Origin of the sequence: Streptomyces sp. So13.3 (assembly GCF_005860785.2) — a bacterium.
Classification (GTDB): domain Bacteria; phylum Actinomycetota; class Actinomycetes; order Streptomycetales; family Streptomycetaceae; genus Actinacidiphila; species Actinacidiphila fildesensis.
The window spans coordinates 9,184,161-9,209,825 of record NZ_CP048835.1; the positions used below are offsets into that span (position 1 = coordinate 9,184,161).

The 25,665-nt window shown below is 69.9% G+C and carries 25 protein-coding genes and 1 pseudogene; 14 read left to right on the forward strand and 12 right to left on the reverse strand.

All coding sequences use genetic code 11. From position 1 onward, the window contains the following. Positions 1-40 precede the first annotated feature (40 nt). Positions 41-739 (forward strand): 2-phosphosulfolactate phosphatase, encoded by a 699-nt coding sequence (locus C8250_RS41035; RefSeq protein ID WP_138352077.1) that lies wholly within the window; start codon positions 41-43, stop codon positions 737-739. A gap of 384 nt (positions 740-1,123) precedes the next feature. Here C8250_RS41035 and C8250_RS41040 read toward each other — a convergent pair whose 3' ends face one another. Next, a complete protein-coding gene (locus tag C8250_RS41040) occupies positions 1,124-1,534 on the reverse strand; it encodes a hypothetical protein (protein WP_210340063.1) in 411 nt (136 codons plus the stop codon). A gap of 323 nt (positions 1,535-1,857) precedes the next feature. Further along, the gene (locus tag C8250_RS41045) at positions 1,858-2,259 is read right to left on the reverse strand and encodes a Rid family hydrolase (protein WP_138351921.1); all 402 of its coding nucleotides are present in this window, start codon (positions 2,257-2,259) and stop codon (positions 1,858-1,860) included. 95 nt (positions 2,260-2,354) lie between these two features. Between C8250_RS41045 and C8250_RS41050 the strand changes: the two genes are divergently transcribed. After that, positions 2,355-3,329: a WYL domain-containing protein gene (locus C8250_RS41050; RefSeq protein ID WP_138351920.1), complete on the forward strand. Its 975-nt coding sequence runs from the start codon at positions 2,355-2,357 to the stop codon at positions 3,327-3,329. 147 nt (positions 3,330-3,476) lie between these two features. Beyond that, positions 3,477-4,217, forward strand: a complete 741-nt coding sequence (locus tag C8250_RS41055) for a class I SAM-dependent methyltransferase (RefSeq protein ID WP_138351919.1) — start codon at positions 3,477-3,479, stop codon at positions 4,215-4,217. Between the two features lie 40 nt (positions 4,218-4,257). On the opposite strand, the gene C8250_RS41060 is transcribed toward C8250_RS41055, so the two are convergent. From C8250_RS41060 to C8250_RS41070, 3 genes are all read right to left on the reverse strand, one after another. Next, on the reverse strand, positions 4,258-4,836 hold the full coding sequence (locus C8250_RS41060; RefSeq protein WP_232486171.1) for a histone deacetylase: 579 nt from the start codon (positions 4,834-4,836) through the stop codon (positions 4,258-4,260). Positions 4,837-5,053: 217 nt separating this feature from the next. Further along, a complete protein-coding gene (locus C8250_RS41065) occupies positions 5,054-8,146 on the reverse strand; it encodes a hypothetical protein (RefSeq protein WP_138351917.1) in 3,093 nt (1,030 codons plus the stop codon). Continuing rightward, positions 8,143-11,280, reverse strand: a complete 3,138-nt coding sequence (locus tag C8250_RS41070) for a hypothetical protein (protein ID WP_138351916.1) — start codon at positions 11,278-11,280, stop codon at positions 8,143-8,145. Before C8250_RS41070 ends, C8250_RS41065 begins: the two co-directional genes overlap by 4 nt. Positions 11,281-11,642: 362 nt before the next feature. On the opposite strand from C8250_RS41070, the gene C8250_RS41075 reads away from it, so the two are divergent. Together C8250_RS41075 and C8250_RS41080 are read left to right on the forward strand one after the other, a co-directional pair. Next, positions 11,643-12,185, forward strand: a complete 543-nt coding sequence (locus C8250_RS41075; RefSeq protein WP_138351915.1) for a matrixin family metalloprotease — start codon at positions 11,643-11,645, stop codon at positions 12,183-12,185. A gap of 13 nt (positions 12,186-12,198) precedes the next feature. Beyond that, the gene (locus tag C8250_RS41080) at positions 12,199-13,218 is read left to right on the forward strand and encodes a hypothetical protein (RefSeq protein ID WP_138351914.1); all 1,020 of its coding nucleotides are present in this window, start codon (positions 12,199-12,201) and stop codon (positions 13,216-13,218) included. 137 nt (positions 13,219-13,355) lie between these two features. Here C8250_RS41080 and C8250_RS41085 read toward each other — a convergent pair whose 3' ends face one another. After that, complete coding sequence (locus C8250_RS41085; protein ID WP_232486165.1) at positions 13,356-13,511, reverse strand: hypothetical protein; 156 nt, start codon at positions 13,509-13,511, stop codon at positions 13,356-13,358. A 744-nt stretch (positions 13,512-14,255) separates the two neighbouring features. Then, complete coding sequence (locus C8250_RS41095) at positions 14,256-15,143, reverse strand: helix-turn-helix transcriptional regulator (RefSeq protein ID WP_138351913.1); 888 nt, start codon at positions 15,141-15,143, stop codon at positions 14,256-14,258. A gap of 167 nt (positions 15,144-15,310) precedes the next feature. On the opposite strand from C8250_RS41095, the gene C8250_RS41100 reads away from it, so the two are divergent. Both C8250_RS41100 and C8250_RS41105 read left to right on the forward strand, forming a co-directional pair. Further along, the gene (locus C8250_RS41100; protein ID WP_138351912.1) at positions 15,311-15,526 is read left to right on the forward strand and encodes a 4-oxalocrotonate tautomerase family protein; all 216 of its coding nucleotides are present in this window, start codon (positions 15,311-15,313) and stop codon (positions 15,524-15,526) included. Between the two features lie 294 nt (positions 15,527-15,820). Beyond that, complete coding sequence (locus tag C8250_RS41105) at positions 15,821-16,486, forward strand: thioredoxin domain-containing protein (RefSeq protein ID WP_244809719.1); 666 nt, start codon at positions 15,821-15,823, stop codon at positions 16,484-16,486. 166 nt (positions 16,487-16,652) lie between these two features. Here the strand turns inward: C8250_RS41105 and C8250_RS41110 are convergent, their stop codons facing one another. Together C8250_RS41110 and C8250_RS41115 are read right to left on the reverse strand one after the other, a co-directional pair. Next, positions 16,653-17,018, reverse strand: coding sequence for a darcynin family protein (locus tag C8250_RS41110; RefSeq protein ID WP_138351911.1), 366 nt, complete (start codon positions 17,016-17,018; stop codon positions 16,653-16,655). A 47-nt stretch (positions 17,019-17,065) separates the two neighbouring features. Then, a pseudogene (locus tag C8250_RS41115) lies at positions 17,066-17,959 on the reverse strand (NAD(P)H-binding protein). 113 nt (positions 17,960-18,072) lie between these two features. Here C8250_RS41115 and C8250_RS41120 point away from each other — a divergent pair. Further along, the gene (locus C8250_RS41120; RefSeq protein WP_138351910.1) at positions 18,073-19,017 is read left to right on the forward strand and encodes a LysR family transcriptional regulator; all 945 of its coding nucleotides are present in this window, start codon (positions 18,073-18,075) and stop codon (positions 19,015-19,017) included. Between the two features lie 18 nt (positions 19,018-19,035). Here C8250_RS41120 and C8250_RS41125 read toward each other — a convergent pair whose 3' ends face one another. Together C8250_RS41125 and lepB are read right to left on the reverse strand one after the other, a co-directional pair. Beyond that, positions 19,036-19,506: a hypothetical protein gene (locus tag C8250_RS41125; protein ID WP_138351909.1), complete on the reverse strand. Its 471-nt coding sequence runs from the start codon at positions 19,504-19,506 to the stop codon at positions 19,036-19,038. A gap of 262 nt (positions 19,507-19,768) precedes the next feature. Continuing rightward, positions 19,769-20,443 carry a signal peptidase I gene (lepB, locus tag C8250_RS41130; RefSeq protein WP_187145194.1) on the reverse strand — a complete coding sequence of 225 codons (675 nt, stop codon included), beginning with the start codon at positions 20,441-20,443 and terminating at the stop codon, positions 19,769-19,771. Positions 20,444-20,734: 291 nt separating this feature from the next. Here lepB and C8250_RS41135 point away from each other — a divergent pair, with 291 nt between their 5' ends. The 6 genes from C8250_RS41135 to C8250_RS41155 all read left to right on the forward strand — a co-directional run bounded on the left by C8250_RS41135 (position 20,735) and on the right by C8250_RS41155 (position 24,218). After that, entirely contained in the window at positions 20,735-21,253 is a 519-nt protein-coding gene (locus C8250_RS41135; protein WP_138351907.1) for a MarR family transcriptional regulator, read from the forward strand. 89 nt (positions 21,254-21,342) lie between these two features. Then, positions 21,343-21,798, forward strand: coding sequence for a hypothetical protein (locus C8250_RS41140; RefSeq protein ID WP_138351906.1), 456 nt, complete (start codon positions 21,343-21,345; stop codon positions 21,796-21,798). Between the two features lie 8 nt (positions 21,799-21,806). Beyond that, positions 21,807-22,685, forward strand: coding sequence for an NmrA family NAD(P)-binding protein (locus C8250_RS41145; protein ID WP_306665062.1), 879 nt, complete (start codon positions 21,807-21,809; stop codon positions 22,683-22,685). Positions 22,686-23,143: 458 nt separating this feature from the next. Continuing rightward, positions 23,144-23,275 (forward strand): hypothetical protein, encoded by a 132-nt coding sequence (locus tag C8250_RS44595; protein ID WP_274599417.1) that lies wholly within the window; start codon positions 23,144-23,146, stop codon positions 23,273-23,275. 50 nt (positions 23,276-23,325) lie between these two features. Continuing rightward, positions 23,326-24,003 carry a histidine phosphatase family protein gene (locus C8250_RS41150; protein ID WP_274599432.1) on the forward strand — a complete coding sequence of 226 codons (678 nt, stop codon included), beginning with the start codon at positions 23,326-23,328 and terminating at the stop codon, positions 24,001-24,003. Further along, positions 24,000-24,218, forward strand: a complete 219-nt coding sequence (locus C8250_RS41155) for a hypothetical protein (protein WP_138351904.1) — start codon at positions 24,000-24,002, stop codon at positions 24,216-24,218. Before C8250_RS41150 ends, C8250_RS41155 begins: the two co-directional genes overlap by 4 nt. A gap of 44 nt (positions 24,219-24,262) precedes the next feature. Here C8250_RS41155 and C8250_RS41160 read toward each other — a convergent pair whose 3' ends face one another. Beyond that, positions 24,263-25,660, reverse strand: coding sequence for a DUF2079 domain-containing protein (locus C8250_RS41160; protein ID WP_138351903.1), 1,398 nt, complete (start codon positions 25,658-25,660; stop codon positions 24,263-24,265). Between the last annotated feature and the right edge of the window lie 5 nt (positions 25,661-25,665).

The window sequence follows — 25,665 nt, forward strand, 5'->3', positions numbered from 1 at the left end:
ATCGTGCTCTCCGGATGATCCCGGGCGGCAGAATGGTGCGATGGACCATCGTTTCGTCGGCATCCCGGAGTTGACCGGCGTTCCCCGTGTTGCTGTCGTCATCGACGTCATGCGCGCCTTCACCGTGGCTGCCTGGGCCTTCTCGCGTGGCGTCGAGAGGATCGTCCTGGCCTCCACGGAGAGTGAGGCACTCGCCTTGAAGGAGAGCCACTCGGGTTGGCTGGCGTTGAAGGACGGGGCTCCAGCGGCGGGCTTCGACGCGGTGAACTCACCCGGCCTGCTCAGGTCGCGTGATTTCGCCGGCCGCACCCTGGTGCAGAAGACGACGGCGGGCACCGTGGGAGCGCTGGCTGTCGCGAACGCACCGCTGGTCCTGTGCGCGAGCTTCGTCGTGGCCGGCCCGACCGCGCGGTTCCTGCGGACCACGGACTCCGGCCCGGTGACGTTCGTCGTGACCGGCGAAGAAGGCCGGGCCGACGAGGACCTGGCCTGCGCCGAATACATCGGCCACTCCATGGCCGCAGGCGAGGTCGACGCGGCTCCGTATCTCCACCGCGCGAGGACCTCTCGTGCCGCGGCCGATCTTGCCGCTGGGCTGCGGAGCGGATACCACCCGGACGACGTCGATCTCTGCTTGGAGATCGACAGGTTCCCTTTTGCGATGGTGGCTCGCCAGGAAGAGTCCCTCACAGTGCTCCGGCCCGTTGCCGTGCCTGACCTCCCATCCCGTATCCACTGACCGGCCGACCGTGGTGTCCTCCTACCGTGGCGGCGCTTCCTTTGCGATCGGCGATGGCTCGGCATGGCCCCGGCCCCGAGCTGCTGGTGGGGGGTGCGTAGACCGGTCAGCATGATGGTGAGGCTGCAGCGGAAGTCGTCCTCCGGGGTACTGCCGGAGGCGTGGCGTTCGCTCAGGGCCACCGCCCCGCCGACACCGGCCGGCTGCAGACCGCGCTGCGCACCTGGCTCGGCCCCTCGACCTGAGCAGGACCGGTTCACCACCGCCGAGGGGCGCTGGTGAACCTCCGCCCGGAACCTGCGATGGGTGTTCTTCGATCGCCGAGTCATTCCTGACCAGGCTGCGAGACCGGAGGTGGCCGGGTCAGGCGTGATGGGCGCTGCGTCAGGTTCCGTCGGTGATGTACCAGTCGTTCTTGAGGTACTCCAGGGTGTAGTTGCCGAGGTCGCTCTCGGAGAAGGTGCCGGAGGGCCTGACCGATTCGACCGGCATCTCGATCTTGTCGGGCGTGCGCACGGAGACGCGCTGCGGGTCGACCGTTGCGGTTCGCAGGATCTTCTTCTGCGCGGGCGAGATCATCTGGAACACGGTGACGTACGTCGACGTGCACGGGCCGAAGCCCTTCTCCTCCGCCTTCTTCGCGCCGGGGCCGGCCACTTCGCAGACCGTGTGAATGTCCTCACGGCCGAGGGCGTGGAGGTACTGCTCGTACCGCTGGATCGCGCGCTCTTTCGTTTTGGGCGCGGGCTGAGCGCCGGTCGGGGTTGCCGACGGCTTCTCGGTCGGAGCGGGCACCGACGGAGTTGCCGAAGGCGTTGCCGACGGCACGTTCGTCCGCGTGGACGCCGAAGGCTGCGAAGGCTTCGTGTCCGTGTTCTCCTTCGACTTCTCCGGGCCGCACGCGCACGCCACCATCGCCACACAGGCCGATACCGCCACGCTCACCATCGTTCGCGCTCTCATCGGGTCCCCTCACCAGCCGACTACACATCATGAGGTCACGCAGGAACCGAGGGAACGGTTCCCGAGCAGGTCCAGGAGTGGTGATCGGTGCCGCGCGCGTCGCCGTCCCGGCCCGCGACGAGGAACGCGGGACGGAACAGCACGCCGGCGGCGAGTCAGCGCCGGGCGGCGAGAGCCTCGACCTCGAACAGCACGTCGGGTGTTGCCAGGCTCGCGACACCTATGAGGGTTTGCGTGGGCGGTTTCGCACCCCAGCCCTTCTGCACGGCCCCGGCGATCGGCCCGAGCTTGCTGACATCGTGGTCCACCACATACGTCCTGAGCTGGACGACGTGGCTGAGGTCGAGCCCATGGGCGGCGAGGGCGACGCCGATGTTGTGAAACGTCCGCTGCACCTGCTCGGTGAAATCGGTCGAGACGACCGCGCCGTCCGGGCCCGATCCGTACTGACCCGAGACAAGCACCAGTTCCGTACCGGCGGGGACGGTGGCGGTGTGGCTGTAGCCGAACGGGACCGGGTCGTGCAAGCCGTCCGGATTGACCATGACGTGTGCCATGAGGGTCACCTCTCGTGTGCGATGGGCCTGTGTCGTGCTGAAGCCTCTCAACGAATCACGACACCGTGTGTCGTGTATTCCGATAGCGTTTTCGTGTGCGCGCCGATCGGTTGGTCTCGCTGGTGCTGCTGCTGCGGCAGCACGGTCGGCTGTCCGCGGCCGCACTGGCCGGCCGGTTGGAGGTGTCCACCCGCACCGTGCTGCGCGACATCGATGCGCTCTCCGCAGCCGGTGTCCCGGTCTACGCCGAACGCGGTCGGCACGGCGGGTTCGAGTTGCTGCCCGGTTTCCGGACCGAGCTCACCGGCCTGAACCACGACGAGGCACTTGCTCTGCTGGTTGCCGGATCGCGGCGCGGCGCACAGGCATTCGGGCTCGGCCCGGCGCTCGCTTCGGCCATGCGCAAGGTGGTCGACGCGCTCCCGGAGAGCTATCAGGCCACTGCGGCCGGCGCGGCTCAGCGATTGCTCATCGACCCGGAGACCGACGTCCTCTCGCGCCGGCTGGTCACCGAGGAGGCGCCCGACCCCGTGGTGACCGAGATCCGGCGCGCGGTGTTCGCCGGACACAAGCTGCGCATCCACTACGCGGCCGTGGACCAGACCCCCAAGTGGCGCACGGTGGACCCGATCGGCCTGGTCACCGTGCGCGAGCAGGGCTACTTGCTGGCCACGAGATCCGGCGCGGACCGCACCTACCGGCTGTCCCGGGTCCTGGCCGCCGAGGAACTCGCCGAACCGGCACAGCGCCCGGAGCGCGTCGACCTGGACCAGGCCTGGCAGGAACGCAGCCTGCAGTTCCGGACCGGCGGCGACCAAGTCACCGTGCTGGTACGGATGAACCCGGCGCGGCGGGAGGAACTGGTGGGCACCGCGCTGGCCGTCCTCGCCGAGGAAGCCGAGACGGACGGCCGGCTGCGGCTGGAGGTGACCTTCCAGGATTCGCGACACGCCGAATGGGCGCTGTGGCACCTCGGCACGAACGCGGAAGCCCTCACCCCGCAGTGGCTGCGCGACTCCCTGCGCAACCGCGCCGCCGAGATCGCCACTCTTTACAGAACGTCGTCCTGAGAGAAAGGCCGGGACGGTGTCCGCATCTTTGGATCTTCTGCCAATACGGCTGTCCTGCGGGGCGGGGGGAGAGTGTCCGCCAGGGGGTGCGGCGGTTCCTGGGGAACGGGCCGGCCACGGACATGAAGCGCGGGAGAGGACAGCACGATGAGCACGCAGCTGTACGACGAGATCGGTGAGGCGTTCGAGGGCTTCAAAACCCTGCCGCTGGCGCAGTACGGGGAGGTGCCCAGCTTCCTGGCGATGGTCGGGGACGTGCGCGGAAGGTCGGTCCTCGACCTGGCGTCCGGGACCGGCTTCTACAGCAGGGAATTCAAGCGGCGTGGCGCCGCAGAGGTGTTGGGAGTGGACATCTCCGGTGAGATGGTGGCCGCAGCGCAGGCGCTGGAGGACGGCGAACCGCTGGGCGTGCGCTACGAGGTGGGCGATGTGGCCGAGCTGCGCGCCTTCGAACAGCGCTTCGACATCGCGGTTGCGGTCCAGTTGTTCAACTACGCCGAGGACGTCGCCACGATCGAGCGGATGTGTCGCAACATCCACCGCAGCCTGATGGACGGGGCCGAGTTCTTCGTCTTCATGCAGAGCCCCGAGTTCCGTTTCGACGGGCCGCCCCTGGACAGGTACGGGTTCCGCTGCGAATCGGCCGGCGAGGTATCCGATCTCGGGCCGCGAGTAAGGATCACCGCGTTGCTCGACCCGCCGATCTCGTTCGTCGCCACCCCGCCCCACCGCGAGGTCTACGAGAATTCTCTGCAGGCGGCCGGATTCACCGAGTTGACCTGGGTACCGCTGACGGTTTCCGATGCCGGTGTGGCCAAGTTCGGTGAGGAGTTCTGGTCGGACCTCGCCGGCAATCCTCCGCTGACCATGCTGCGCTGTCGCGCCTGACGATCGTCCCACCCGGCCCGCGCGGCAAGGCCGTTGCGGCTCATGGGGTCAGCAGGTCGGCGATCTGGTGGGCGCTCCAGTGTCCTGCGGCGCCTGGGCAGGCTTGCAGGTAGGCGGAGATGGCGGGCACGTCCCAGGCTCCGGTCTCCAGGAGTCCGTGGGCCAGGTGCCGCAGGTAGGCGGCGGAGGGCGGTGTCCAGTCGGCTTCGTCGACCGTCCACGGGGCTGTGAACGTGAGCAGGGGAAGGCCGTCGAGCGATCCGGGGCATACCAGCGTCTCGTAGCGGCCGTGCCCCAGCGTGGCCACGCCGGAGCGCAGGACCTCGGTGAGGTCGAGGTCTGTTCCCGGTTCGCGGTACATCTCCTGCGCGGCGATGTCGGAGAACTGTCCGGCGGTCACCAGGTGGGCGCGGGCGTACACGTGCCCGGTTGCGTGGGGATCGTAGAAGGCCCGGCCGCCGGACCACACCGGGGACTCGGTGGCGAAGTACAGCGCGCCGGTGAGTTCCACGGGAACGGAGAGCGCCGGCGGCCGGCTGTCCCGGCAGCCGGGGTAGCTGCGGGACGCTCCGGGAGGCTGTCCGCCGCCGAGGTAGGACATCAAGCGGTTCATGTGCATGTTGGAGCCGTAGGAGGCGTACCAGACCTGCGCGGGTGCGGCGTCTTCGGGCCGTACCGGCTGCAGGCGGCGTGCCGTCGTCACATCAACCGCCTCAGGATGCTCAAACGCCAGGTGTCCGGCAGAGCCGGACTCGCGCTACTGCGCCAGCGGGTCCTGCTCGCCGGGGCCCACCCTATTTGGATCCCGGCCGGGCGGCGGTCCCGGAGCGCGGGCCTCACGGGAGCGGTGCTGGGAAGCCGAGCACGTAGTCGGCGAACACCACGCGCTCGGCCAGCTCGCCGGTGCTCGGCGAGGCGCCGGGCTGTTCGACCTCCCGTACGTAGATCCTCAGTTTGTCGCCGGTCGGCGGGATGGCAAGGGGAGGTAGCGGCGTGTTGAGGGTCCCGGTCACCACGGCCCCCGGAGCCCGTACCCACGTCGTCGCACCGACCGCGCCGTCGAGGCTGGTGAGCGCCCCCTGCCCGGACGGGCTCTGTTCCATGAGCACCTGGACGACGTTCGGCTGGGGGCCGGTCGGGCCGGTCCCGTCGAGCTGCACGTGCAGTTCGGTCCCCTGGCGTTGCACGGTCAGCGTCCGGTCCGGCAGGGTGGCGACCACGTCGGTGTCGACGGAGGCGGACGTGTCCAGGCCGGGGAGGCTGCTCGGCTGGTGCCTGGCCACGGTGAGCCGGACGAAGGGGGCGTAGGACTCGGTCGGCGGCAGTTCCACGTCGGCGTACCAGCTCTCTCCCGCCTGCCACACCTCATGCAAGGTCGTGCCGGCGACCGAAGTGGCCGATTCGGGTGTGCTCCAGATCGGGTCGCGGCCCAGGAGCGTCTGCTGGACGGCCAGGCGCTCCCCCTGGCCGGTGGTGTACCAGGGGCGGGCCAGCTCGACCTGCAACCGCCCGCCCAGCCGGGTCCGTCGGAAGTCGTCCCACTGCGCCGTGCCGGGAGTCGGTGGGCCGGTCTGCCAGTTGAAGGCGGGCCGCACGCCCAGCACGACCGGTGGGATCGGCCGGGCAGTGCTGGGCACGTCGACGGCCGGCAGTGCGGTCGAGGCCAGGAAGTTCGCGTCGGGCTCGTCATCGGCGAAGTACTTCCGGAACCGGGACGTTCCGGTGACGGTGTAGATGACCATGCGGTGCTTGGTGTCGCCGAACTCGTGGCGCAGCGGCGGCAGGTCCTCGTCGGTGGGGTGCATGGTGATCGTCTGGACGGCGGCTGTGCCCGGGGTCGGCGCGGGGGCGTCGTCCCACTCGTCCCAGGCTGCGGTGAGGTACACCTGGGCGGTGCTCGGCGGGTCGAGTTCGAGCCGCGGAGTGGAGGGCACGAGGGTGGTCCAGGTCTGCCCTGGCTGCCGCACTGCCTGGAGCGTGCCGGTCGGATCGCGCAGCGGCTTGCGCACTGCGTGGACGAGCGCGATCTCCCGGGTGGGTGTGACCATCGGGTGCCGTCCGCCGCTGGCGGCGCTTTCGTTGCCGGGCTCCAGCCACTGGCGGATGGCGAACCTGTCCAGGAAGTCGTCGGGCAGGTAGGAGGAGAGTTCCGCGGTGATCTGCTCGGCCTGGCTCAGGCTGACCGTCGCCACCGCGTCACCGGCGCTCCAGGTGAGCTGTGGCTGTCCGCCCGTGGCCCGTTCGACCAGGGTGAGGGTCTTCGTCTTCCGCATCGGCCAGGGTCCTTGCCAGGGGCGGCGGGCGGTGACCGGGACCGGCAGCGCGAGATGGACCACGACGCCTGCGGAAGCGGGGTCCGTGGGCTGCTGGGCCGCCGCCCAGGTCTGGGCGTCGTCGCCATCGAGCATGCCGTGCTGCTCGGCCAGCGCCAGGGTGGTGTTCGGGACGGTCAGGGTGAGTGCGGTGGCCGCGGTCGCGTAGCGCGGGTTGGCGGCGAGGAACTGCTCCGCGCTCATGTCCCGGTCGCTGCGGATGACCAGTTCCATGCCGCTCAGTTCGGGTGGTGGCACCGGTTCGAACCTGGTGTACACCACGAGGGAGCTCATGAAGCGGTCCGCCGCCGGATCGTCGGCCGACAGGCCTCCGCCGGCCAGGTCGGCGACGCGGGCCCGTACTTCGTAGCTGTGGCCGAACCGGAGCTCGGGCAGGGTGCCGGGTTCGATGTCGAAGGTCCAGTCCAGCGGGCCGGCCGACTGCCGGGCGCGCGGGGAGCCGGGCGGGGGCAGCACCAGGCTCCAGCCGGACCACCGGGCGACGATCTCGTCGGCCTGCAGCTGGTCACCGTTCCCGGTCGCCGCGTACGGCTTGACGTGCCCTTCCTCGATCTCGGGGCCGAGGTCGACGCCACCGGCGCGGTAGGTGGCCACGCGGCGGCAGAGCGGCGCCCACTGACCGTCCTTGGGCCGGATGTCGATGCGGTAGCCGAGGAGCAGCTCGTCGGCGTTGAACGTGGCCAGTGCCATGTCGCTGCCGGGCGCCGCGTGGGATGCCGCGCGCGCGTGCCGGTCGTCGAAGTCCGCCTGCCGGTCGCGCCGGACGAGCATGAGCCCGGTCGAGCGCAGGTGCGGCAGGCTGCTGCGATCGCTGCGGGCCGCCTGGCGAAGTCTGGTCACGGCTCCGTCCACGTCGAAGGTGGTGATCTCCCAGCGGGCGTTGCTCCCGGAACCGGTCAGGTCGGCGGAGCGCAGATCGAGCATGCCGGTGGTGAGGTCCCCGGCGGAGGCGGGGAGGAACAGGTGCCCGTCGAACTCGTAGTTGGTGGCCGGGGAGACCAGCGAGGTCAGGCCGGGCGCGCCGATGCTCACCGTGCCGGTCGGGCCGAGTTCGCCGACCGGCAGCGTCAGCTCGACGATCAAACCGAGTGCGCGGAGCACCGCGGGATGCTCGCGCAGCCGTGCCACCTGCTGGTGGAAGTCCAGTTCTGGGGCGGGCGGCGGCGGTCCCTCCGGTACGCGTGAGGGCGTCTCGTGGTCCCAGGACTCGAGCTGGGTGGCGACGTCGTCCGGGGCCTTGGCCGTTGTCGCGTAGGTGTCGATGACCGCGCCCGCGTCCGCCGACGTCGTTTCCACGGAGGTCCCCTGGAACGTGTGCGGGGCGTACGGCCGGACGGGCAGGCCGCCGAGCAGTGCCTGCCAGACCTCGCTCCTGGCCTCGTTGAGGCGGCCCGGCGTGATCGTTTTGACCGTGCCCGCGTTCCGCAGCGTGATCTGGATCGGAATGCCGGGCAGGCGCCTGGGCCAGTCGGCGAGTTCGCTGGCCGTCAGCGGCCCCTTGAGCCGGGGATGGATGGCCAGCCGCAGCACTGCCAGGCCCGCGTTCACCCGGCCACCGGGGAGTGCCGTCCACACCATGGAGTCGCCGTTGGTCATGGCTGCCCCGCCTTCCTGAATGCGCGCCGGTACTCCTGCCAGGCGGCCAGGCCGGTCTCCGCCCCGTCCGCCGGACCCAGGGGAGGGGCCGGGCCCACCATCGGGCTGTGCGATGGTGCGTCGCCGCTGATCCGGTACTCGCCGGTGTCCACGGTCACCGAGTCGGAGTAGAAGGTCAGGTCGATGCTGACCACCAGGGTCGCCCGGCCGATCAGCGCGTTGGTGGCGCGCTGATAGCTGAGGGTGATCACGACCTCCAGCGACACCGAGATCAGACCGAGGATGTCGACCCCGCCCCCGAAGCGCAGATAGCCGCTGAGCTGGGCATCGCCGCCGACGAGCTCGTACCGGATGCCACCGAGGACGTGTACCTCGGCCTTGGCGATGCCGATGCCGATCGAGGCCGACGCGCCGAACTCCAGCGCGGCCTCGAACCTGGTCAGTTTGTTGTCGGTGATGGCCAGATCGACATAGCCTCCTCCGCCGAAGAGCAGCACGTTCAGCGCGAACGGGTTCGCGCGGCTGGCGAAGGCCAGCTGGACCGTCAGCGGGGCGCCGTCCAGCGGGACGGTGACGCCGAGCCGGAAGAGGATGTTGCGCAGGCTGAACCCGACGGTGGTGACTTCGGGAATGGGCAGCGAGTACCCGACGGAGATCTGTTGGGGCGTCACCGCGATGTCGGGTACGACCGGGCCCAGTTGCACCTTGGCCAGGAGCTCCTTGAGCAGATTCAGCGGGCCGGCGACGTCCAGGGTGACGCCGTGGACCTCCAGCCGGGGCGGCCGGTCGTCCTCCTGGGTGTAGGTCATGGAGCCGATGCCGACGTCCAGCAGCCCGAGTTGGAGAGTGAAGTCGTTGATCACGCAGCTGGTGGTGAGGTGGTCCGGCGAGCGGACGACGGTGAGGTTCAGCCTCGTCAAGGGACCGGCCTTGAACGGTGCGAGGTCCTTGAGGACGACGTTCTGCCAGGTCATCCTCGCCGAGTTGGGCGGAATGAGCGTGATCTCCGGTGGCGCGTCCAGGCTCGGGGCGAGGTCCTTGAGCGAGAGGCCGAGGATCCGTGCGGTGTCTCCGAACACCCGGGCCGCGCTGAGCTTCCCGGCCGCGTCCTTGAGCAGGCCCGCCTGGGCCACCGGGCCGTACAACCGGGAGATGGCATCGGCGGCGAACGACGGGGTGACCAGAGCGCCCGCCCGTCCCGCGAAGTCGGCGCCGTAGGAGCTGCCGGCCTCGAACAACAGCGGCAGTGGCTCGGCCGCACCGACGTCGAGGAAGTTGTCGTTGAACGTGAGCGGGATCAGCTTGTCGGGATCCCCCAGGAGCGTCCGCAGCGCGGGCAGCGCGGCCGTCAGCCGTTCGATCTGCGGATGGAAGCTCTCGCCGAATGCTGTTCCGACAATGGTCAGCTCGTGCACCTCGTGCACATCGGCCGGTTTCGGGTCGTGTGCCCTGACGAGGTCGATCGGTACTCCGGGCAGCGGCACGGTGGCCCGGTCGTAGGCCGTCCGCAACTGCTCGGCCACGTCGGCATCGGTCAACGAGCGGAACCCCGGCAGATCCGGTGTCGGATCCAGCGTGAAGTCCGCCACGAAGATCAGTGGCAGGTCGAAGGCCACATCACCTGCCGGGCCACGGCCACGGACCGGGAATTGGACCGGCGGCGTGAAGAACAGCCTGAACGACTGTGTCGCCAGCGCCTCGAGCTCGGTGACGTGGGCCTGGGCCGCGTCGATCTGGGGCTGCAGGTCGAGGAACTCGACGGCGGGCCCGAAGCCTTCCTGCGCCAGTTCGTTGACATCCCGGACGCGGTGACCCTGGGCGTCCAGGACCTGGGCCAACCGATCGATCTCGGCCTGGAGTTGCTGAGCCCGTTGGGAGAGTTGGAACACCACCTGATTGGGCAGCGTGGGAATGTTGCGGAGTTCCTGGGAGAGTTCCGAGGCCTGCGCGAACAGATCGGCGAGCTCCGGTGACTCCGGATCCGCGATCTGCAGCTGGTCGATCCGGTTCTGGATGTCGCTGAGCTGGTTGGAGATCTGGTTCGCGGCGTCCCGGTTGACCTGGTCGTCGGCGAGTTGTTGCTGAATGCCGGCCAGCTCTGCCCAGGCGTCGCTCAGCTGGGACACCTCCGGCGTTCCGAGTTCCTCCGGCGGGCGGAACCGGTGACCCTCCAGATCCACCTGGGCTGCCAGATCGGCGGACCGCGACCGTAGTCCATCGAGCTCGTCGCGCACCTCGGTGAGCATCGGAACGGGCCGGACGTAGTTCTGCCAGACCGGATCGGGCAGGTCGTCGTACCAGAGCGTGGTCAGCTCGAAGGCGTCGAACGGAAACTTGCGGTGGACCGGGTTGTCGCCGGTCGAGAACCGGACCGGCTCGGTGACGGCCAGCGTTCTTCGCTGCCGGAGCGCGGCCGGCCCGTCGCCGATCCCCCGTTCGGTCAGCACGGTGAGGACCGCCCGGTGCCCGAGCGGGTAGAGCACACCCTCGGTCGCGATGCGCACCCTCTGGTCGCGTCCGACCGCGACGTTCTGCTCCCACTGGAACGTGCCCCAGTCGCCACGCGCGGTCAGTGCCCCGCCGAGTGAGGTCAGTTCCAGACGCTGGACATCGGGGAGCTTTCGCTGGCTCTCCGCCACGATCCGCGCCCGGTCAGGACCGTCCACCGGGGTGAGGAACCCCAGGTTGACGCCCGGCCGGGCATCGGCGGGGCGTACTTGCCCGGCGGACAGGCGAGTACGCCACAGGCCGACGTCCGCGGTGGGGTTCGACCGCAGCGCCTGGGCCGGATGATCGCTGGTCGCGGCGGCCGCAGGCGACAGCAGGAGCCCCCATGGCAGTTCGATCGCGGTCTGCTCCTGGACCTCCGCCGTGCCGAGGGCCTCCAGGAACCCGTCCACCGTCAGGTCGATCACGGTCCCCACGGCCACCCGGTAGACGACCTGGCTGGTTCCCGACAGCTGCGCCCGGGCCAGACCGTTGCCGGTGACCTCCTCGGCCAGGTGCTGCGGCGGGAAGAGAGCCGTCACCAGGGCGGGCTCGGACACCGCTCGGAGGCGCGATCCGTCCAGCTGGAAACCGGACCAGTCGACGCCGAGAACCACGAGATCATCGGGTCGTACGAGCAAGAGCATGGCGGGCCTGCTCTCCGTCAATGAACTGAGAACTGTGCTCGGGAGAGGAACCGGCTGAACGCGGGGGGCTACCGGCACTCGGCCTGGTTCCAGGGTTGCACCGGGATGGACCCTCCGCATGCGCGGATGTGCGATGGACGCAAGAGATGAAGTGGCATGGCCGATCTGTGGTCTTGAGGTGTTGGAGTCACCACCGAGTTGCAGACATGCGGAAGCCGCGTGACGGTGGGACAAGAACTCCGCGCGGTCACGTGCACGCTTGCGGAAGGTGCAACGGAAGCCCTCGAGGCGTGGTGGGGGAGCATCTGCGCGCCATGCCGCGGTTTCCTCGCGACGCTCGAGTTTCTGACCAGGGAGGCGCGATGCCGCACGTCGCGGTCAATCTCATCTACGTGGGCTGGGAGAACTTCACAACCGATGACCTGGCGGTCGTGGACGCGGCCTGCTGGGCGACCCGCCAGGTCTATTGGCAGATCGGGTTCGACATGTTCGGCTTCGACGCCTACTCCATTGGAGTGACCGACGCTCAAGGATATTCGTACATCGACAGCGATTCGGAAGCCCAGTGGCTGACGTCCGAGTGGACCATTCCCGGAAACGCTGTCGACGTCTTCCTGGTGAAGAGCTACGTCGGTCCGACAGCCGGCCTCTCGCCGGTCAAGGGCACGTGCAACAAGTACGAGACCTGGCCGAGCATGACCGGCGCGGTCGTGGAACTGGTCGGGCCCGCCACCAACGGCGTCATGCCGCACGAGATCGGCCATTACCTCGGTCTGGATCACGACGGTGATCCGGCCAACCTGATGTACAGGTCCGTGGATGCCGGGGGCTTCACCAGCGTGCCGCTCCTCACTTTCGGCCAGAGCCTCACGATCGCCCAGCACTGCTTCACCACCCTGCCGTGAGGAGTTGACCGTCATGATGTACCTCGACGTCCCTGCCGAGCGGCTGCAGCGCGACACGATGGCCGCCGCGCTCCGGGGTGCCACCGCGGTGATGACGGCAGGGGAGGCCGTGAGCGTCCTGTCGAATGCCGCAGTCGACGTGCCGGAACGTGATGACCTCCTGGACGAGACCGTGGCCGCGGACGACGTCGCCGACACCGTCCGTGGCGCCGCCCTGCGGGCCCTGGCCAGGACGGCGCCCGACCGCGCTGTCGCGGCGGCTCGCAACGTGCGCGATCCGGGCGAGCAGGTCGCTCTCGCCGCCATCGCGACTCTGGGCCGGCTGGGCGGACCGGCCGACGCGGCAGCAGTCGCGCGGCTCGCCGGCGGCACCGCGGTGACTCCGGTTGTCGTCGCCCGGGCCGACTTCGCCCGGACACTGCTCGCGCACCGCTTCGGCCTGAAGAATCAGGGCGAACCACCGTCGCTCGATCTGGTGGCGGAGCCGGGATCGACGGCGGACGCCTTCGTGTCGAACGCGACCGGCGTGACGGGTGCATCGGCCATTCTCGCGGCCGTGCGCGACTGGGCGCCCGAGGTCTCGGGGGAGACCCACGTCGTTCTGGCCATCGCCTGCCGGGAGCAACTGATCCATCTCGTCCTCCGCCGCGAACTTCTGGATGCCCAGGGCCGCACCGGCCTCCTGGCGGCGCCCGCGGTGCTCGGCTTCGTCGTGAGTCCGAACCCGGAGCACGGCAACCCGGGCGTCGCTCTTCTCGTCCTCTCCCAGCCCACGGCAGTCGGCCTTGCGCTGAAGGCGACCCGGACAACCGGCGAACCGGTGTACTCGGGAACCGCGGAGCCCACGGCGAACTCCGCCGGCCTGGCCGCGGACCTGTACGCCGTCCGCCGTCCCGGCGCTCCCGCCTGCCACATCCGCGGCCTTGTCTCCGAAACGGGGATCGAGGTCTTCGGCCGCTCCGGACACACCGCCGCGATCCCGCCCCGCGTGCCCGAACGCCGCCCGGAGGGCGACCCGAGCAAGAGGTCGTAGACCGTCCGGAACAGCGCTGACGACTCCTGGCAGAGTGCGTTCGCGCCGCTCACCACCGAGCCGATGAGCACACCGCCTGTCCGGGCTCGGATCCGGCTGAGTCGGTTTCCTACTTGTTCTCGCCGGGCTTGCCGGTGTTAGCCGTCGCTCGGGGTGTCGCCGCCGGCCTTGGCCGGGTCCTGGCCAGGGGAGGCGGGGACGGTGGCGCCGGGTTCGGTGTGGTTGCCGTCGTCGCCGGACTTCCCGGTGGTGCCGGTCCGGTTGAGCTGGAAGGCGAAGAGGAATGCGGCCACGGCGAGGGTGGCGGTGATCCAGATGGTGATGCGGCGCCTGTGAACTTCCGGTGGTGAGTGCGGGCGTTGGAAGGGACCGGGGGGCGGGGGTCTACCAGGCGAAGTCTTCGGTGTGGATGGTGTCGCGGTGGGCTCCGGCGCCGCGTGCGGCCTTGCGGACCGCGGTGAGCCAGGTGGGCGGGCCACAGACGTAGATGTCGCAGTGGGCGATGTCGGGGACGAGGTCTTGGAGGGCCTGGGTCGTCGCTGACGTGGGTGGGGCCGGCGGCCTGCCAGGAGGTGTCGGCGCGGCGGGAGCCGGGCAGGAAGATCAGCTCGATGCCGCGGTGGGCGGCGAGGGCGCGGAGTTCGTCCGCGAAGACGGCGTGTTGGGTCCTGCTGCAGCGGTAGATGAGGGTGGCTTCGCCGGGGGAGTAGGGGGTGTCCTCGAGGAGGGCACGCAGGGGGGTGATACCGATGCCGGCGGCGATTAGGAGCATGCGGGGCTGTGCGCGTTGCAGGGCGGTCAGGGTGCCGTACGGGCCTTCGACCAGGACCCGGGTACCGGGCTGCAGCCGTGCGGCGCGTTCGCTGCCGTCGCCGGCGGCCTTGACGGTGATGCGCAGCCGGTCAGGGGGTGGGTGCGGCGGACAGGGCGTACGGGTTGCAGCGGGATCAGCCGGGGCCGCCGAGCGCGACGGCTACGCCACCATCGAGGTCGACGGGCCTGCCGCAACGGGCGGTTCCGGGCCATGCCATCCGCACTCAGCTCGCGGGGACGCCGCCTTCGGCGCGGGAGGCACTCTCGGTCGCCGCCATGTCCTGCGTGCCGATGACGCCGAGCAGCGCAAGCTGAGCGGCACCCTCGGTACCGGGCGGGGCAGTGAACCACAACAGGCGCTGGCGGCCGTCCTCGCTGAACAGACTGTGGCAGTCCAACTCGATGACGCCCAGCGTGGGGTGCACGATGCGCTTGTGATCGGTGCGGCGCAGGCCGACGTCGTGGGTGTCCCACAGGGCAGCGAATTCCGCGCTGCGCCGCCGCAGTGCGGCCGTCATTCCGGCGACCTCGGGGTCGCGGCTCCGGCGGGCGGCGACGGCGTGCAGGTCGGCGACGAAGACCCGTGAGTGGTGCGGATGGTCCTCGGGCGGGTAGACCGCGCGGGCGGCCGGATCGGTGAACCAGCGGTACGCGAAGCCGGTGGCCGGGCCACGCGGTTCCGGAGCCCGGCCCAGCAGGGCCGCGGCCAACTCGTTCTGGACGAGGGTCTCGTGCAGGTCGGTGATGACCTGAGCCGGGGTGGTGGCCAGCCGGTCCAGCAGCCCGAGCAGGGCGGGCTGGACGTGCCGCCCGGTCGCGGCGGGACCCGATGCGGGCAGCGGGCGGTCGGCGAGATGGAACAGGTGGTCGCGCTGGTCGCCGCCCAGCCGCAGCGCCCGGGCGAGGGCGGCCAGCGTCTGGGACGAGGGCTGGGCGCCGCGTCCGCGCTCCAACTCGGTGTAGTAGTCGGCCGACAGGCCCGCCAGTTGCGCGACTTCCTCGCGCCGCAAGCCCGGCACCCGGCGCCGGGGCCCGGCGGGCAGGCCGACGTCGGCCGGCCGGATCCGATCACGCCGGGACCTGAGGAACGCCGCAAGCTCGGGAAGGTTCACCCGCTCATCGTCGCCTCTCCGGCGGGGTCCGAGCCAGGGGCTGGTGACCCCTGGGTGGGCTCAGCCCTGGCCGGAGCAGGCGACCAGGACGGATGGTTGCCGCATCGGGGTCGGCCTCCTGCTCGTTGTGAGCAGGTCCGGCGCCCCCCGCACGAAAAGAGAGCACCATGCCTTTCGCGAACTTCAAGGTCCCCGCCGGCACCCTCACCGCAGAGCAGAAGGAGCAGATCATCACGCGCACCACCGACCTGTACGCCGAGGTCTTCGGCGACCGCGCCCGGGCCACCACCCTCGTACTGGTCGAAGAGGTCGCCGACGCCGGATGGGGTATCGGCGGCGGTGTCCTGACGCTTGCCAAGATCGGGCAGACGCCGCAGGAGTGAAGGCCTGGCGGCCGGTGGTCGTCCGCAGCGCGGCCGCATTCACCCGTCCCGGCCCCGGACCGCGCGGCCCAGGGACACGGCTCGGCGAATCCATCTGTACGGGCCTGGTGCCGGAGTATTGGTGTCGGCATGTGTCGCACGCATGATCTATCCTCCTGAGGACCTGGGGAGGGATCTGTGCTGGTGACGCATGGTGTGAGGAGACGGCTGGCCGCGGCCGTTCTGGTGGCCGTCGTGGGATGGTCGTCGACGGGCTGCGCTGGGGGAGGCAGCCGTTCGGAGCCGGCACCCGTCGTGGAGCAGACCATCGCAACGGGGTCGAAGGACTCCGCTGCAGGTCTGAAGTACCTGCCCGAGAAGCTCGGCGCGGACGGCATCACGATCACTGTCGGAGATCCTGGCGCGCCGGTGACGGTGCTCCTTTACGAGGATCCGCGGTGCCCGGTCTGTGAGGAGTTCGAACTCACCGGCGCCGGACCGGCATTGCAGGCCTTGACGGTGCAGCGTGATGTGAAGACCCAGTACGTGCTGGCGTCCTTCCTCGATGAGAGGCTGGGAGGCAGCGGCTCGAAGAAGGCGGTCAATGCGTTGCGGGCGGCGCTGGACGCGGGCAAGTTCGCCGAGTATCACGCGGTGCTCTACCAGAATCAGCCCGAGGAGTCCGTCGACGGCTACACCGACGCGTTTCTCCTGCAACAGGCCACGAAGGTCGCGGGTCTGCGCAGTCCGGCCTTCGACTCGGCCGTCAAAACGATGAAGTACCGCGCCTTCGTCAGCGCCTCCCAAACGGCATATGACGCGGCCACTCCTGACCACCGCGGACCGGGTACGCCCACCGGCGTGATCAACGGAAGGCGGATCCCCGAGGCCTACTCCGGCGTCCTCTTCGAGCCCTCGACGTTCCGCATGTTGATGCGAGCGGTACAGCAGGATCCCGCAGCCTGGCTGACCCTGAAGTAGACGGTGCTTCGTCGCCCGGCGGGCGTGGGGCCGCCCCCAACGAACGCATCGGCGCGCGCGGACAGGCGCGCATGGGCCGCCTCTTGGGAGGCGGCCCATGAGCGGTTCGGCTTCCGTGCCGCTTCCTTAGCGGACACCGGCCCGGTCACGTGGAGCGGGCGGTGTGTCAGGTCGTGATGGTGGCGACGGCGTCGAGGCCGTAGGTGCGGGCGTAGCCGTTCTCAGTGCCGACGAGCAGGTCGACGACCTCGAAGTAGCGGTCCCAGAACGGAGTCTCCCGCAGCGCGTCGATGAGGAGCTGGTAGGCGTGGTGATCGTCTGCTTCCCAGACCCAGACATCGGTGACGCGTGCGGAGTAGAACTCGGTGTCGTAGAAGCGTGACCGGACGCCGGTGGTTTTGGCCTCGATCGCGGGGACGACCTGGGTGGTGAAGGCGTCCACCCGCTCCTGGACGGTCAGGGCAAGCCATTCAGGTGTGGTCTTGACGGGCAGGAAAGCGGTCACCGGTGCTTCGGCTTCCTCAGTGGGCATGACGGGTCCTTCCCAAGTGGCAGGGGGTCTCGATGTGATGGCCCGGTTCAGGACAGGACGGCGGGCTTGAGGGTCCGGGCGCACCACTGCTCGAAGGTGGTGGGAGAGGCGGTGTCCGGGGTACGGGTGACGCCGGCGTCGAGGCCGTTGTCCTTGGCCTGCTTCATGTCGACGATGCCCTGGACGAATTCCTCGTTGAGGCCGTAGCCGACGAGGGTGCTGTGCAGCTCGTCGAGCGACTGGCGCTCGTAGCGGACGGGGCGGCCCAGCTGCTCGGTCATGATGCGGGCCAGGTCGTTGGGTGACAGGTCCTGGGGCCCGAGAACCGGGACGTCGGCGACGTCGGTCCAGGAGCGGTCCAGCAGCAGGCGGGCGGCGACGGCGGCGATGTCGGCGACGGTGACGAGGGGGCCTTGCGGTCGGCGTCCAGGACGTCGGTGAAGACGCCCTTCTCGCGGATCGAGTCGGCCTCCTCCAGGAAGTTCTCGAAGAAGGAGGGGTTGGCCAGGGCCCGGTAGGAGACACCGGTTTTCGCGATGAGGTCGTCCACGGCGAGGGAGACGGTGACGAGTCCGGCGCGGTCGGCGACCGGAGTGCCGCGGCCGAGCGCGGAGACGCCGACGACGTGTCCGACGCCGTGGGCGGCGAGCGCCTCCGCGGCGGGGTCGGTGAAGCCGCAGTAGGCGTCCATCGGGGCCAGGGAGGAGTCCGGGGGGACGAGCCAGAAGACGGCGTCCGCGCCCTCGAAGGCCCGGTCGACGACCTCGGCGTCGCCGTGCGAGCCCGATGACCACCTCGACGCGTTCGCGCACCGCTTCAGGGAGCCGGGCGGGGTCGCGCACGATCACCCGCAGTTCCTCCCCGTGGGTGGGGGCGGCCTCCAGCAGCAGGGGCAGCAGGTGGCGGCCGATGTTCCCCGTGGGAGCAGTGATGACGATCATGAAAACCTCGTAGGTCGTGCCGGATCGGTATGCCCTTCATCCTGCTGAGGACCACGGCAATGCCACAATGGGAACTTCGGCACGCAATCATTGCCTGAAATGGAATTACCCTGGTGAACAGCTCTGATCCGGTCATCGACGCCAACCTCGCCGTCGCGCTGGACGCCCTGCTGACCGAGCAGAGCGTCACGCGCGCCGCCGCCCGCCTGCACACCTCCCCGGCGGCCATGAGTCGCACCCTCGCCCGTCTGCGCCGCATCCTCCAAGATCCGCTTCTGGTCCGGGCAGGGCAGACCATGGTCCCCACTCCGCGCGCCCAGGCCCTGCGCGACGAGGCCGCTGTGGTGGTGCGCAGCCTGGAAGCACTGCTCGCCCCCGGCACCGTTGTCGATCCCGCCACCTTGCGCAGCACCTTCACTCTCCAGGCCGCCGACCTGGTCGGTGCGGCGCTGGCCTCCGGCCTGCTGCTACTGGCCCGGCAAGAGGCGCCGGGTATCTCCTTGCGTTTCCGGGCCGAGGAGTTGGAGGCTGAGCCGGCCCTCCGAGACGGCCGGATCGACCTGGAGATCGGATCCATCGACCACGTCGATCCCGAAACCCGGGTCGAAAAGCTGGTCACCCTGCGGATGGTGGCCGCCGTCCGGCCCGGTCACCCCCTGACCGAGGGACCCCTGACCCCGGCCCGGCTCGCTGCCGCCGACCATGTCGCGGTCAGCCGACGCGGCCGGTTCACCGGTCCACTCGACACCGCCCTGGCCGAGCACGACCTGCGCCGGCGGGTGGCTGTTGTCCTCCCCAGCCATCTGGCCGCGATGGCCCTTGCCGCCCGCAGCGACGTCGTCTGCCTGGTCCCCGCAGCGCTCCCCGGAGCGACCCCCTCACCCCTCACCGCCGACGCCACTGCCCTCGGCCTGCACCTGCTCGATATCCCCTTGCCTCTGCCGCCACTGACCATCGGCATGGCCTGGCATCCCCGCCAGGCAGCCGACGGAGCCCACCACTGGCTCCGCGACGCCGTCCGCCGGACTCTTCGCGCACCAGGAGGTTCGACCGCCTGACGTCTGCGACGGTCGGCGTCAAAGGCACTCGGGGGTCAGCCAAGTCCGCTCGTAGTTCACCCCGTTCACCGTGACCCGGCCAAAGAAGTGGACGCACTTCGTCGCCGCGCCGTACACGTCGATGAAGCCGGCGTAGTCGTTGTAGGTGCCCGAGTCGTACCAGGACGTCTGCCAGTCCCCGCGGCGAACGACGATCTCCATGTGATGCGCACCGGGGATTCCCTCGCCGGCCCGCGCGCAGTAGGTGCCGCCCTTGTAGGTGCCGTGGTACCAGATCTGCAGGTACCCGAGTTCCGTGGTGCCGTTGCGCAGGGTCACGTTCTTCCACGTTTGGCCCGGGCAGGAGTTGAACGGTCCGCCGTAGCCGGGCGGAGCGTCTGCCGGATCGGTCGCCGACGCGGCCGGCGCCTGCAGCAGGCTCGCGATCATCACGAGAATCCCCAGCACGAACGCCCTTCGCCTCGACGTCGGCCCTTTCAGAATCTTCATCTCGTTTCCCCGGTTCCGCTCGCACAGGTCGTCATGCCGGGCACAGGTCCCGACGATGACAGTCGGCGACCACCCGGACAAGGCGCGCGGCGCAGTTGGCAAAAACCCGCTTGCAACAACAGTTCGGATCGGTGAGTCGCCAACGTTGGCCGAGCCGGCACCGTGATGGCGTGGTGAGGACCGTGTGAACTCGGCCCCGCGCAGCACGGCGTGACACCATCCGTGTGCGGCACTGCCGCGTGTTGGCCTTGTTCGTCGCCGGTTACGGCCAGTCGTGCGGGACTGCGATGCCGCTCGGCGCGGGGACGATCCGGCGTCGCCCCTTGGCCCAGGCGATCACCGTGCCGATCAGCCCGGCCAGCGCGATGATCAGCCCGGCACCGAAGGACACCTCGTAAGGCATCAGCGCTCCGGCGCCGGTCGTCGTCCGGGCGGACACGGCGGAGGCGGGGACGGTTCCCTGCTCCATGTCGAGGTGGAAACGGGAGTCGAGGGAGTCGACGCGATTGTCGCCGAGCAGGAAGAGCCGCCCGGGAGGGACGATCACGTCGTAGTCGCGGAGCAGCCCGTTGGTCACCCCGTTGAGGACGTAGGGCTCGTCGAGCGGCTTGCCGTTCACCGTCACCTTGCCCTGCACGGCGCAGCTGGCCCGGTCCCCGCCGACACCGATCACTCGCTTGATGACGGATCCGGAAAATTTCCACTGCGGAATGTCGATCACGACCACGTCACCGCGTCGCACCTGGTTGCCTTCGATCCTTTCTGCGACGATTTTGCTGTCGTGTTCAAAGGTCGGCCGCATCGCGTCGCTCGGCTGGGAGAGCAACTGGATGTTCATTCGGAACGCGACGATGTCGCTCAACACCAGCAGCACCCCGGCCGCCAGTACGGCACACGAGACGATGAGAGCTTTCCGATTCGCTCTGCGAACGGGCACCGGCGACCGTGAACCCGCCGGATTCTCCATGTCGAACCTTCCCCCACACTCCCGATGGCCCCCGCTGATCGGACGGCACGGGAGCATCGTAGAGAGGGCTCCGCACCATGCGGAGCGGGGCCCCCGGAACGAGGAGAAGCTGGTTGGGCGTCGGCCGCCGAACGCCGGCCCGGTAGTGGCCTGAACGTCGCTGAGCAGGTTCACCGGTCGACCGTCCGGGGGAGTGGTCCGGCGTCTGGCGTCGGCTCCGCGCCTTGACGAAGAGAATGATTAGCGACCATACTACTTTGCATGGCACAGGAACCGAGGCCCGAGGAAATCCCCACGCTGGATCAGGCCCGTTACCAGATCCGGCGTTACGGCCTCGACGTCGACCCCCAGGCGGTGCTCGTCGCGGTGCGCCTGATGGCGGCCGGGGCCCGGCTCGGCCAGGCGGTCGAGGTGCACTTCTCCCGGTTCGGCCTGTCTGCCGGACGCTACCGTCTGCTGGCCGACCTGGAGGACGCGGACGGCGAGAAGTCCCCCTCGCAACTTGCGGCGAGCCTCGGCGTGTCCAGGGCGACCGTGACGGGCCTGCTCGACGGCCTGGAGCGGGACGGGCTGGTGCTGCGTCGTCCGTCCGCCGAGGACGGCCGTTCCGCCGTCGTCGTGCTCACCGCCCGGGGGGCGCGCAAGATGCGGGAGTTGGCCCCGGAACACTTCGGTCGGCTCCAGGCGATGGTGGACCCGCTCAGCGCCGAGGAGCGGACGGTCTTCCTGGACCTGCTGGGCCGTCTCGTTCGGGGTATTCCGGCGCTGACGCAGGACTAGCCGCCGGGGCTCGCGGCCCCCTTGTGTCCTTTGTTCACCACCCCTGTGGGCTGGGCTTTCTCTGCCCATATAGTTAGGAGACTAATCAAATGCTTGATGAACCGGGCGGCTCCGGGCCGCCCCGCTTCACCCTGTGGCGAGAGGTCCTGGTGGCCTACCTGGCACCAGCGTTGATGGCCGGCGCGGGAGGCGTCGCGAGCGCCCAACCGGACCTGACCATCGCCGCCTGCACCTCCATAGCGGGCACCTCGGCGGTGGTGGCCACGCTGATCGGCTCGTGGCTGCAGCGCCGCCGCGCCCGGGGCGGGTGGCTCACCGCGGCGCCGCGTATCGTCCCGACACTCGCGCTCGCCATCGGGGCCGCAGTTGTCGGAGCCCTGGTCGCCTGGCTGGTCACCGGCTGGACGCCGGGCGGGACCACAGAGCTCCACGGGTCGTGGCCCGACCGCCTCCGACTGGACCTACCGCTCTCCTCGGCCCTCGCCGCCGGGATCATCACCTGGCGCTGGCGCGGAGCACACACCATACGAAGGGCACAGCGATGATCGTCATCATGGGAGCCACCGGGGCAACCGGCAGCGCACTCCTCCAACGCCTGGTCGCCCTCGGGGTGCCGAGCCGGGCACTGAGCCGCGACCCCGACCGGCTGTGGGCCGGTCTCGACGAAGCGGCCCGGACACTGGTCGAGGTCCGAGCAGCCGACGCCCAGGACCCGAAGTCGCTGCGGAGCGCCTTCCACGGCGCCGACCAGCTGTTCATCAGCATGGTCAACAGCCCGGCACAGGTGGCTCTGGAAACCCGCGCCATCACCATCGCCGCCGACAGCGGCATCCGGCACATCGTCAAGCTTTCCGCCCCGGCGGCCGCCCCGGACTCCCCGGTCGCCATCTCCCGCTGGCACCACAGCATCGAGGAGGTCCTGCGTGACACCGGCCTGACCCACACCCTGCTGCGCCCCTACGCCTTCATGCAGAAACTGCTGACCCTGGCGCCAGCGATCGTGGCTCGAGACGTCGTCCTCGGCGCGTTGGGGGACGCCGCCTGCAACTACGTCGACTGCCGCGACATCGGCGACGTCGCCGCCGAGGCTCTCCTGCGACCCCAGATCGCCGGGCAGACCTACACCCTCACCGGGCGGCGGACCTTCAGCCAGCCCGAGTTGGCCGAGCGGCTGAGTTTGGTGCTCGGACGCCGGATCCAGTACGTCGACCTGCCGCCCGCGGCCATGCGGCAGAACCTGGTCGAGCACGGCGGCCTGCCCAACTGGCTGGCCTCCCACATCGTGGAGATCCAGCAACTGGCCGTGACCCGGCCGGAACAGCCCACGGACACCGTCTCCCGGATCCTGGGCCGCGAACCCCGCACTCTGGAGGCCTTCCTGAGCGAGAACATCCAGCACTTCCGCCCAGGCAGTCTCGCCGACCGTCGCTGACCCCGCCAGTGGTGCACGGCTCCGGGCCGGGCGCACGGCGCACGGCCCGGGACCCGTTCGCGGATCGATGGAAGCAGCTGAACCGGTGGAAGCGGCTGGGGCAGCCGAAGCAGACGGCACCGGCTGCGGCACCGAGGTGCTGCTGCGGGCTCCCGGCCGGTGAAACAGCCGTCGGGCCCCAGGGTGCCGAAGATCCAGATATCTGAGGCTGGGGCGTGCCGGCCCGTGATCCCATCACACACGCGAGTCGCGGTGGCCGCCCGGCCAGTTGGCCCAGCTTGGCTCTGCGCGTTGCACCACGTCGGGACCTGCATTTCGTCGGTTTGCCCTACCTGGGCGGCGATTGCAATGTACTGAGCACCGCATGGCCTCCCGCAGGATGAAGACGCGATTCGGCCACTTCCTCGTCCTCTCAGGATTCGCCTGACGAATCATCTCGGCAGGTGAATCCTGACGGAATGACGGAAGCTCCCAAGGGCATCGAACCGCCGGAGCCATCCTCCGACCCGAAGCTGGTGCCTCCCGTGACCCCGATCGAGGAGACGGATGTCGTGCACGTCGACGCCCCGGCCGCAGCAGGCACCCGGTGACGCGACCGGAAGGGTTGGCCGCGTCGTGCGCGCTGGGACAGGTCTTCGCTGTGAGGCACGGTCAGAGCACCGCTAACGTGGCGTTCGCCGAGGCCGCCCGCACCGGATCGATCGATTTACCGTTGGCCGGTACCGACGCCGCGGTGCCGCTGTCTGTCGGGGGAGTGCAGCAGGCCCAGGCGCTGGGCCAGTGGCTGGCCGCTCTCCCTCCGGGTCACCGTCCGGGCCGCGTCGTCTGCTCGACCTACTTGCGAGCCCGGCAGACCTGGTCGGTCATGGCAGAGACCGCAGCAGCGCTTGGGCACGTGCCGCCGCTGCTGCTGGTCGACGAGCGGCTGCGGGACCGGGAGATGGGCATCTTCGAACTGCACACTCCGGAGGTGATCCTGGACCGGGCGCCGCAGGAGGCCGAGCGCCGCGCCCGGGTCGGTGAATGGGCCTACCGGCCGCCGGGCGGCGAGTCGCTTGCCGACGTCGCGCTGCGCGTCCGTGATCTGTTCGCCGAACTCAACGCTGCGGCGGTCGGGCAGCGGGTGCTGCTCGTCGCTCACGACGCCGTCGTCGTGGCCCTGCGCTACGTGATTGCCGGCATCGGCGCGGCCCGGCCGGACGGGACAACCCTGGTGCCGAACGCATCGGTGTCCACATGGACCGGCGACGGCACCCGGCTGCACCTGGCCCGGTTCGGCGACACGACCCACCTGAATCACCTGGAAGTACCGGCATGACCACGCAGACAAGAGGAGGTGTTCCGTTCGACCCGTGCGCCACCCACTCGGTGTCGAGCTGGGAGGGCGATGGGCCCCACTGGAACCAGCAGACCGGTAGCCATGCCACCGCGACGTTCTACGACCAGAGCGGCAACTTGCCGATGAGCGCTCCCATCAGCGCCAATGCTATCGAGGAGCTGGTCCGGCAGTGGGACGAACGCCAGCGCGCGTGAGTCCAGCCGCCCGAAGCAGTCCCATATTGCTGGGCGGTGTTGCGTCACTTCCGGCGCAGTACCACATAACCGTGCGCGGCGAAGACCTGGCGGAATCCGCTGACCTCGGAGGGGCCGGGTTGGGTGCCGATGCCCGTGCGCTCGGTGTCGGAGACGATCCAGTCGACCGGCTGGCGGCGGATGTCGGTGATGTCCGGGGCGAAGAGGAAGACGCTGGCGCGGTTGGTGAGGTGGGGGGCGAGGTTGTGAGAGGCGGCGACCGGGGCGCCGTTGGGTATCAGGCTGACGGCTTGCCGGGCGGCCGTGATGCGCGGGGTGTCGGACCAGAAGCCGGGGGTGACGATCCGGGCCAGCGGGAAGAAGGCGCCGATCGCGGCAGCGGTGAGCGCCACGGCGAGCGGGATGCGGCCACGGAACCGCGACGCCGCCTTGCCCCGGCAGACCGCGTCGATCAGGGCGAAGAACACGATGGGCATGAGGACCGCCGAGTAGTGGAAGTAGATGCCCCAGTACGAGGGGTTGTCCGACAGGAAGCGCCAGGCGAGCGTCGGCAGGGCCAGGAGCAGCAGCGGGCTGCGGGCGGCGAGGAACAGGGTGGGCAGCAGGGTCATCAGGAGCGTCAGGGCCTTCGTGCCGCCGGCGGCCAGGGTGCCGGCTGGGTTCTGCGAGCCGAGGTAGACGTAGCCGCCGCCGGGGTTGACATGCGGGATGACGACCAGCACGGCCAGCGCTGCCGCGGCGGGCCCCAGCACGCACAGCGTCAGCCCCGCCCGGCGGGCGGTTCCTGGTCCTCGGCACAGCAGGAGCAGTCCCAGGACCAGGACCGTGGCCCCCAGGTCTTCCTTGACCAGCAGCAGTGCTGATGCCCAGGCCGCGCAGGCGGTCCAGCGGCGTTCGAGGTAGGCGGCGAGCGCGAGGGCCAGCAAGGGCAGGGCGAAGGCCACTTCGTGGAAGTCGAAGCCGATGAGGTTCTGGATGCCCCAGCTGAGCGCGTACGCGGTGCCGATCAACGGGCCGCCGCTGCGCGTCACGACGTAGACGGACCACGCCGCCAGCGCGGCCTGGGCGATCAGCAGGGTCTCGATGTGCGGGAACAGTCCGTAGAGCGGGGTGAGGATGGCGAGGATCGGATGGAAATGGTCCCCCAGCAGCGGGAAGGCGACGTCCTGCAGCCCTGGCCCGGCGGTCGCCGCGCGGATCTGCGAGGTAGGCGGATGCAGGTCGGCGTAGGCGCGGACGCCCTGGCCGAAGATGCCCAAGTCGTAGGCGCCGGTGTCGAAGCGGGCGTGATGGCGGAGCGCGTAGAGGGCGTAGAGGGCGAAGGACGCGAGCCCCAGGGTGGCGGCGGGCCGGACCGCGCGGACGCGGCGCCGGAGGCGGCTGCGGGCTGGGGGTGCGGCGGCCGTCGGGGTGTCGGGCAGGGTGCTGGTCGTGATGGTCACGTACT

Coding starts and splice junctions, on each gene's coding strand:
- C8250_RS41035 (WP_138352077.1), top strand. CDS start 41: ATGGACCATCGTTTCGTCGGCATCCCGGAGTTGACCGGCGTTCCCCGT.
- C8250_RS41045 (WP_138351921.1), bottom strand. CDS start 2,259: ATGGCACACGTCATGGTCAATCCGGACGGCTTGCACGACCCGGTCCCG.
- C8250_RS41055 (WP_138351919.1), top strand. CDS start 3,477: ATGAGCACGCAGCTGTACGACGAGATCGGTGAGGCGTTCGAGGGCTTC.
- C8250_RS41060 (WP_232486171.1), bottom strand. CDS start 4,836: ATGCACATGAACCGCTTGATGTCCTACCTCGGCGGCGGACAGCCTCCC.
- C8250_RS41065 (WP_138351917.1), bottom strand. CDS start 8,146: ATGACCAACGGCGACTCCATGGTGTGGACGGCACTCCCCGGTGGCCGG.
- C8250_RS41070 (WP_138351916.1), bottom strand. CDS start 11,280: ATGCTCTTGCTCGTACGACCCGATGATCTCGTGGTTCTCGGCGTCGAC.
- C8250_RS41075 (WP_138351915.1), top strand. CDS start 11,643: ATGCCGCACGTCGCGGTCAATCTCATCTACGTGGGCTGGGAGAACTTC.
- C8250_RS41080 (WP_138351914.1), top strand. CDS start 12,199: ATGATGTACCTCGACGTCCCTGCCGAGCGGCTGCAGCGCGACACGATG.
- C8250_RS41100 (WP_138351912.1), top strand. CDS start 15,311: ATGCCTTTCGCGAACTTCAAGGTCCCCGCCGGCACCCTCACCGCAGAG.
- C8250_RS41110 (WP_138351911.1), bottom strand. CDS start 17,018: ATGCCCACTGAGGAAGCCGAAGCACCGGTGACCGCTTTCCTGCCCGTC.
- C8250_RS41125 (WP_138351909.1), bottom strand. CDS start 19,506: ATGAAGATTCTGAAAGGGCCGACGTCGAGGCGAAGGGCGTTCGTGCTG.
- C8250_RS41135 (WP_138351907.1), top strand. CDS start 20,735: ATGGCACAGGAACCGAGGCCCGAGGAAATCCCCACGCTGGATCAGGCC.
- C8250_RS41140 (WP_138351906.1), top strand. CDS start 21,343: ATGCTTGATGAACCGGGCGGCTCCGGGCCGCCCCGCTTCACCCTGTGG.
- C8250_RS41145 (WP_306665062.1), top strand. CDS start 21,807: ATGGGAGCCACCGGGGCAACCGGCAGCGCACTCCTCCAACGCCTGGTC.
- C8250_RS44595 (WP_274599417.1), top strand. CDS start 23,144: ATGACGGAAGCTCCCAAGGGCATCGAACCGCCGGAGCCATCCTCCGAC.
- C8250_RS41155 (WP_138351904.1), top strand. CDS start 24,000: ATGACCACGCAGACAAGAGGAGGTGTTCCGTTCGACCCGTGCGCCACC.